7 protein-coding genes and 1 tRNA gene are annotated in these 6,888 nt (G+C 41.9%); 5 read left to right on the top strand and 3 right to left on the bottom strand.

Going from position 1 to position 6,888, the window contains the following annotated elements; translation table 11 throughout:
- Positions 1–164: 164 nt before the first annotated feature.
- From AC1PJP_RS12540 to AC1PJP_RS12520, 5 genes are all read left to right on the top strand, one after another.
- Positions 165–241, top strand: a tRNA-Met gene (locus AC1PJP_RS12540).
- 215 nt (positions 242–456) lie between these two features.
- On the top strand, positions 457–984 hold the full coding sequence (rimP, locus tag AC1PJP_RS12535; protein WP_004795010.1) for a ribosome maturation factor RimP: 528 nt from the start codon (positions 457–459) through the stop codon (positions 982–984).
- 36 nt (positions 985–1,020) lie between these two features.
- The gene (gene nusA, locus AC1PJP_RS12530; RefSeq protein WP_003654584.1) at positions 1,021–2,505 is read left to right on the top strand and encodes a transcription termination factor NusA; all 1,485 of its coding nucleotides are present in this window, start codon (positions 1,021–1,023) and stop codon (positions 2,503–2,505) included.
- Between the two features lie 10 nt (positions 2,506–2,515).
- A complete protein-coding gene (gene infB / locus AC1PJP_RS12525) occupies positions 2,516–5,215 on the top strand; it encodes a translation initiation factor IF-2 (protein ID WP_005301836.1) in 2,700 nt (899 codons plus the stop codon).
- Complete coding sequence (locus AC1PJP_RS12520) at positions 5,215–5,616, top strand: ribosome-binding factor A (protein ID WP_005301838.1); 402 nt, start codon at positions 5,215–5,217, stop codon at positions 5,614–5,616. Before infB ends, AC1PJP_RS12520 begins: the two co-directional genes overlap by 1 nt.
- 54 nt (positions 5,617–5,670) lie before the next feature.
- Here AC1PJP_RS12520 and AC1PJP_RS12515 read toward each other — a convergent pair whose 3' ends face one another.
- From AC1PJP_RS12515 to AC1PJP_RS12505, 3 genes are read right to left on the bottom strand one after another with little or no spacing between them, the layout of a single operon-like run.
- Positions 5,671–6,075, bottom strand: a complete 405-nt coding sequence (locus tag AC1PJP_RS12515; protein WP_005301841.1) for a Na+/H+ antiporter subunit G — start codon at positions 6,073–6,075, stop codon at positions 5,671–5,673.
- A gap of 12 nt (positions 6,076–6,087) precedes the next feature.
- Positions 6,088–6,363, bottom strand: coding sequence for a monovalent cation/H+ antiporter subunit F (locus AC1PJP_RS12510; RefSeq protein WP_004795001.1), 276 nt, complete (start codon positions 6,361–6,363; stop codon positions 6,088–6,090).
- Complete coding sequence (locus AC1PJP_RS12505) at positions 6,360–6,887, bottom strand: Na+/H+ antiporter subunit E (RefSeq protein ID WP_005301847.1); 528 nt, start codon at positions 6,885–6,887, stop codon at positions 6,360–6,362. Before AC1PJP_RS12505 ends, AC1PJP_RS12510 begins: the two co-directional genes overlap by 4 nt.
- Position 6,888: the final 1 nt, after the last annotated feature.

Below are 6,888 nucleotides of genomic sequence, written 5' to 3'. Positions count from 1 at the left end.
GCGGGATGGAGCAGTCTGGTAGCTCGTCGGGCTCATAACCCGAAGGTCGTTGGTTCAAATCCAGCTCCCGCTACCAAATTGATTAAGGTGCAACTTAATCAGACAGTATCTAGAAAGTTTACATTGACTTTATTTGATATTTGTATATAATTTTTGCACGTTGATGCGGGATGGAGCAGTCTGGTAGCTCGTCGGGCTCATAACCCGAAGGTCGTTGGTTCAAATCCAGCTCCCGCTACCAAGTTTCTTAAAAGAGGCTCACAGACAAGTGGGCCTTTTTGCACAGTGGACTATTGTTTTCTGTGCTACATAGGGGCGATTAACGCCCTTTTTTATTGGTTATCGTATCGCTATCGTGTAGTTTCGACATCAATTGGTCAAATAGTCATGCTTCACTATAGTAGGTCTGTGTCGGTTAAAACAACCGATTGAATCGCACGAGAATGACGAGAGTAAATGAAATTATCAAATAAATCCCAAGCATTGCATGACTTAATTGTTCCTGCAGTACAAGCATGTGGTGTCGACCTTTGGGGAATCGAGTTTCTCCCACAAGGTAAACGTTCATTATTGCGTATTTATATCGACAAAGCGGTAAGTGAAGAAGATGCTGAGCCAGTACTTAATGAAGATGGTGAAGTAGAACTAGGCCGTGGTATTGGTGTACAAGATTGTGTGCGTGTAACACAACAAGTTGGCGCAATGCTGGATGTTCATGATCCAATTTCAGGTGAGTATTCATTAGAAGTTTCTTCACCAGGTTGGGATCGTCCATTTTTTCAACTAGAACAGTTGCAAGGCTACATCGGACAACAAATTGCTTTGCGTTTGATTGCAGCAGTAGAAAACCGTCGTAAATTTCAAGCAAAGCTTATTGCAGTAGACCTTGAAAATGAAGAAATTCAGGTTGAAGTTGATGGGAAGCACGTGCTTGAGATCGACAGCAACAATATCGATAAAGCAAACTTGATCTATCAAGATTAAATTTATTAAATTTTATAAGAAATCGGTAGGTGACTTATGGGCCGCGAAATTCTTACCGTTGTTGAAACGGTTAGTAATGAAAAAGGTGTTAGTCGTGAAGCGATCTTCGAGGCTTTAGAACAAGCTCTAGTTGCTGCAACGAAGAAAAGATTTTACGAAGGTACGCATGCTGAAGAAGCTCAGCTTCGTGTGGAAATCGATCGTAAAACTGGTGATTACAGCACATTCCGTCAATGGACTGTTGTGGCAGATGAAGATCATGAAATGCCAGCTTGCCAAGATGCGATTTCTGACCTTGACCCATCTAAATGGTCAATTGGTGATGTTCGTGAACTCGAAGTAGAATCTATTGAGTTTGGTCGTATCGCTGCACAAATTGCAAAACAAGTTATCGTACAAAAAATTCGTGAAGCTGAGCGTGCTTTAGTTGCTGATGCATACGAATCTAAAGTTGGTGAGTTAATTTACGGTGAAGTGAAAAAACAAACCAAAGATGGCTTTATTATTGATTTAGGCGACAACGCTGAAGCTTATCTTGCGCGCGAAGAAATGATTCCTAAAGAAATTCTTCGCCCGAAACAACGTATGAACGCTATTTTATACAATGTGAACCGTGAAGGTCGTGGCGCTCAGTTGTTGTTATCACGCGCTAAGCCTGAAATGTTAATTGCTTTAATGAAAAAAGAAATTCCTGAGATTTCTGAAGAAATTATTGAAATTAAAGCAGCGGCACGTCAACCAGGCGTTCGTGCTAAAATTGCAGTGAAAACAAATGACCATCGTATTGACCCAGTAGGTGCATGTATTGGTATGCGTGGTACGCGTATTCAAGCAGTACAACAAGAGTTAAACGGTGAACGTATTGATGTAGTGGTCTGGTCTGATGATCCAGCTCAGTACATTGCAAGTGCATTAGAACCAGCTGATGTTTCAGGCATCGTGCTTGATGAAGATGCAAGAAGTGCCGATATTATTTTTGCAACTAGCGATCAATTGGCTCGCGCGATTGGCTCACAAGGCCAAAATGTTCGCTTGGCTTCTGATTTAACTGGCTACAAACTCGACATGATGCTTGAAGAAGAGTATCGTGCTCGTCAGCAAAATGAAGCTCAGCAATATCTTGATATGTTTGTATCACGTCTCGATATTGAAGAAGATTTAGCAATGGCATTGGTGGAAATGGGCTTTACCTCTTTAGAAGAGATTGCTTATGTTCCAGCTGAAACTTTTGACGAAATTGAGCTTGATGCTGAATTGGTTGAGTTATTGCAAAGTCGTGCAAAAGAAGCAGCACTTACTGATGCTTTGAAACAGCAAGAAAATATTCAAGAACCGAGCGCAGACCTTCTCACTATGGAAGGCATGACTTCTGAGATCGCTTACTCGCTTGCCGCTCGCGGTATTATTACTGTCGATGATTTGGCAGATCAAGCTACTGACGATATCTCTGATATTGAAGGACTTGATCATGAAAAAGCAGGTCAATTGATCATGAAAGCTCGCGAATCATGGTTTAACTAGGAGATGAAATATGACGGACAAGTCGATTAAAGAGTTAGCTCTCAGTGTAGAACGTCCTGTTGAGAAGCTCCTAGAACAGGCTCGTGAAGCAGGTTTGCCTCAACGTACAGCAGACGACATTATTACCACTGAACAACAGGATACTTTAGTCAATCATTTGAAAAAAGTGCATGGTCAGGAAAGTGGTAACACAGGAAAAATTGCGTTGAAACGTAAAACAACCAGTACCGCTAAAGTTGCAAGTACTTCAGGTAAGGCAAAAACAATTAACGTAGAAGTACGTAAAAAACAGGTTTTTGCTAAACCAAACCCTGAACAAATTGCAGCTGAAGCTAAAGCACGTGCAGAAGCTGAAGCTAAAGCACGTGTAGAACAGCAAACGCGTGACACTGCACAGCAAAACGCGCGTCTTCAAACAGAGCAAAAAGCAAAAGCAACTTTAGATGCGATGCGTGCTGCTCATCAACAAGATAGCGCTGCTCAGACAGCTCCTAAAGCTGCTGTAGTAGTGAAAAAACGTGGTGGTGGTACAGTAAAACCTGCACCAAAACCAGCAGAAACATTAGAGCAAAAGAAAGCTCGTGAAGCACAAACAGCTCAGTTGAAAGCAACTGAAGAAGCTGCGCGTCGTAAAGCGGCTGAAGAAGCTCAGCAACGTACACTTGAACAAATGCGCAAAATGGCGTCTAAGTATTCAAGTGACGAAGCTACTACCACAATTCGTGTGATTGATGATTCTCCACTTGCTTCAGGTCTGGTAGGCCAAGCTTATGAAGATTCATTCAAGCAAGAAGACCGTGAAATTAAACGCGGTGGCGCAACCACTAACCCTCGTGCGGGTAAAAAAGGTGGTCGTCGTGGTCAAGAAGAGCAAAGCTTTGTTAACCATAACAAACGTGGTTTAAAATCAAGCCAAGCTAATAAGCATGGATTTGAAAAACCAGTTAAAAAGCAAGTTTATGATGTAGAAATCGGTTCAAGCATTGTTGTTGCCGATCTTGCTCAAAAAATGGCGATTAAAGTACGTGAAGTTATCAAAACACTTATGAAAATGGGTGAGTTGGTTAATCAGGAACAAGCTATTGACCAAGATACAGCAGCACTTGTTGTTGAAGAAATGGGCCATAACCCTGTTTTAGTTTCTGATACTCAAGCGGAAGATAACTTGCTTGAAGCGGCTGAAGAAGCTCGTGGTGAGCAAACAACTCGTCCGCCAGTTGTTACCATTATGGGTCACGTTGACCATGGTAAAACATCATTGCTTGACCGTATCCGTCGTTCGAAAGTGGCGGCAGGTGAAGCAGGTGGTATTACCCAGCATATTGGTGCATATCACGTTGAAACAGACAAAGGAATCATTACATTCCTTGATACACCGGGACATGCTGCGTTTACTTCAATGCGTGCACGTGGTGCTAAAGCAACAGATATCGTGGTATTAGTTGTTGCGGCAGATGACGGTGTAATGCCACAAACTGCAGAAGCAATTGACCATGCGCGTGCAGCAGGAACTCCAATTATTGTTGCAATCAACAAAATGGATAAAGAATCTGCTGATCCAGACCGTGTGTTAAATGAATTAACAACGAAACAAATCGTTCCAGAAGAATGGGGTGGTGATGTTCCGATTGCTAAGGTTTCTGCACACAGTGGACAAGGTATTGATGAACTCCTTGACTTAATTCTTATTCAATCAGAATTGATGGAATTAAAAGCATCTGCTGAAGGTGCTGCACAAGGTGTTGTTATTGAAGCGCGTGTTGATAAAGGCCGTGGTGCAGTAACTTCTATTCTTGTTCAAAACGGTACATTAAACATTGGTGACCTCGTTCTTGCAGGTTCGTCATATGGTCGTGTCCGTGCAATGTCTGATGAAAATGGTAAGCCGATTAAATCAGCAGGACCATCTATTCCAGTAGAAATTCTGGGTCTTCCAGATGCTCCAATGGCAGGTGATGAAGTTCTTGTTGTAAATGATGAGAAGAAAGCGCGTGAAGTTGCTGATGCTCGTGCTGACCGTGAACGTCAAAAACGTATTGATCGTCAAAGCGCAATGCGTCTTGAAAATATCATGTCGTCAATGGGCAAAAAAGATGTTCCTACAGTGAACGTTGTTTTAAGAACAGACGTACGTGGTACTTTAGAAGCATTGAATGCAGCTTTACATGAATTATCTACTGATGAAGTAAAAGTTCGTGTAATTAGTTCGGGTGTTGGTGCGATTACTGAATCTGATGTAATTCTTGCTGAATCTTCAGAAGCTGTATTGTTAGGCTTTAACGTTCGTGCTGATACGACTGCTCGTCAGAGAAGTGACCAAGACGGTATCGATATTCGTTACTACAGCATCATCTATGAATTAATTGATGATGTGAAAGATGCCATGAGCGGTAAACTTGCTCCTGAACATCGTGAAACTATCTTGGGTGTTGCTGAAGTACGTGAAGTATTCCACTCAAGTAAGTTTGGTGCAGCAGCAGGCTGTATGGTACTTGAAGGTGTATTGCATCGTAATAAACCGATTCGCGTATTACGTGATGACGTGGTTGTGTTCCAAGGTGAGCTTGAATCTCTTCGTCGCTATAAAGAAGTGGTTGAAGAAGTTCGTGCCGGTATGGAATGTGGTCTTGCGGTGAAAGGTTATAAAGACATCAAAGTGAAAGATAAAATTGAAGTCTATGATGTTCAATTGATTAAACGGAGTCTTTAATGGCGGGTAGCCAACGCTTAAAGCGCATGGCGGATTCAGTTCAACGCGAGTTGTCTGAGCTGATTCGTCAAGAGCTTAAAGATCCTCGCTTAGGTGGTCTAGTGACCATCTCTGCGGTGAAAGTCAGTGCAGACATGGGTTATGCTGAAGTTTATGTTACCGTAATGGGACGTGAGCTTGGCGATGAGCAAAGTGAAGCAGCAAATAAAGAAACTTTAGATGTATTAAATAAAGCTTCTGGTTTCTTGCGTCATGAATTGAGCCGTCGTATCAAGACACGTATTACGCCAAGATTGCGTTTCCATTATGACAAGACGAATGCTTATGGTAACTATATGTTTGGTCTGATCGAGAAAGCGGTAAATGATTTACCGAAACGCGATTCAGACGAAGAACAGTAATATAAAAAATAAAAAAGCCACCTTCGGGTGGCTTTTTTATTGGTGGGCTTCTTCCTAGTCTTTAGGAGGGTCCATAGGCGGCTTATTTTGCGAGAAACGCTGTCCAATTTTATAACGGTCCCACGGTAAGGGACGTTCAATTGACTCAGGAACTTCTCCACTCAATGAGCGCAAACGTAAATGTAATGCAGCTTGAGCAATTAAATTTGCTGAAACTGGTGCAGTAATGAAAGCTAAAAGTGTGATCAGTAGCTCCGCAAAACCAAAGCGGCCTTGAAAAGCAAAAAAGATCATAGACGCAATCAAAAAGCTGCCTAATCCTAACGTACTCGATTTTGTGGGTGCATGTAAGCGCATGAATAAGTCAGGCAAGCGCACCATACCAATCGAGCCGACTAACATAAAGAAAGCACCAAAAACCAGAAAGACCGAAACAATAATTTCCATTACGAACTGCATTTTGATCTCTCCTTAATCGATTACGTGACCAGTTGTGAAGTAACGTGCTAAGGCTGCTGTAGATACGAAACCTAGCATCGCAACCAGTAGGGCTCCTTCAAATAAAGAGGTCGTCATCCAATAAATGCCTAAAACAACAATGAGGCAAGTTGCATTTAAGAAGAGCGTGTCGAGTGCTAAAAGCCGATCTACAATTGATGGGCCTATGACTAATCTGAAGAGGCAAAGTAGCATAGAGATGGTAATGGCAATTGAGCTAATACCTAGAGCATAGGGTAGGATGGTCATGCACTTGCCTCCGTTTTGCTTTTTACATCAAAAATTTCCATAAGTGGAATTTCATAACGTTGTTTGATGTCTTCAATATCAGATTCGGTATTATCCGTGCTCAACGCATGAACCAGAATATCTCCACGTTCCTGATCAATACCCGCAGAAACCGTACCTGGTGTTGTCGTAATGATCATTGCCAGTAAAGTATTAACCTGCTCATGTTCCGTTTCTAATGGCACACGATACCATTTAGGATGTAAATTTTTGGTAGGTCCCAAAACGAGCTTTGCTACTCGAAAGTTAGAAATGACAATATCCCAAAGAACCACAAAGCATAATTTAATAGCTGGTTTCCAGTGAATATGCGGTGTACGGGTGATAAACGGTTTAACTAAACGAGGAATAATTAAACCCAGCAGTACTGCCGTCAGAATGTCACTCGCATCAAGACTATGTGACAGCATCAGCCAAAATAAAATGATAAGAACAGAAACAAATGGATGTGGAAACCAGCGTTCAAGCAAATGAGATAACTGCATT

This window comes from Acinetobacter sp. V116_7 (genome assembly GCF_056735735.1).
This window is presented reverse-complemented; position numbering and strand designations above follow the sequence as displayed.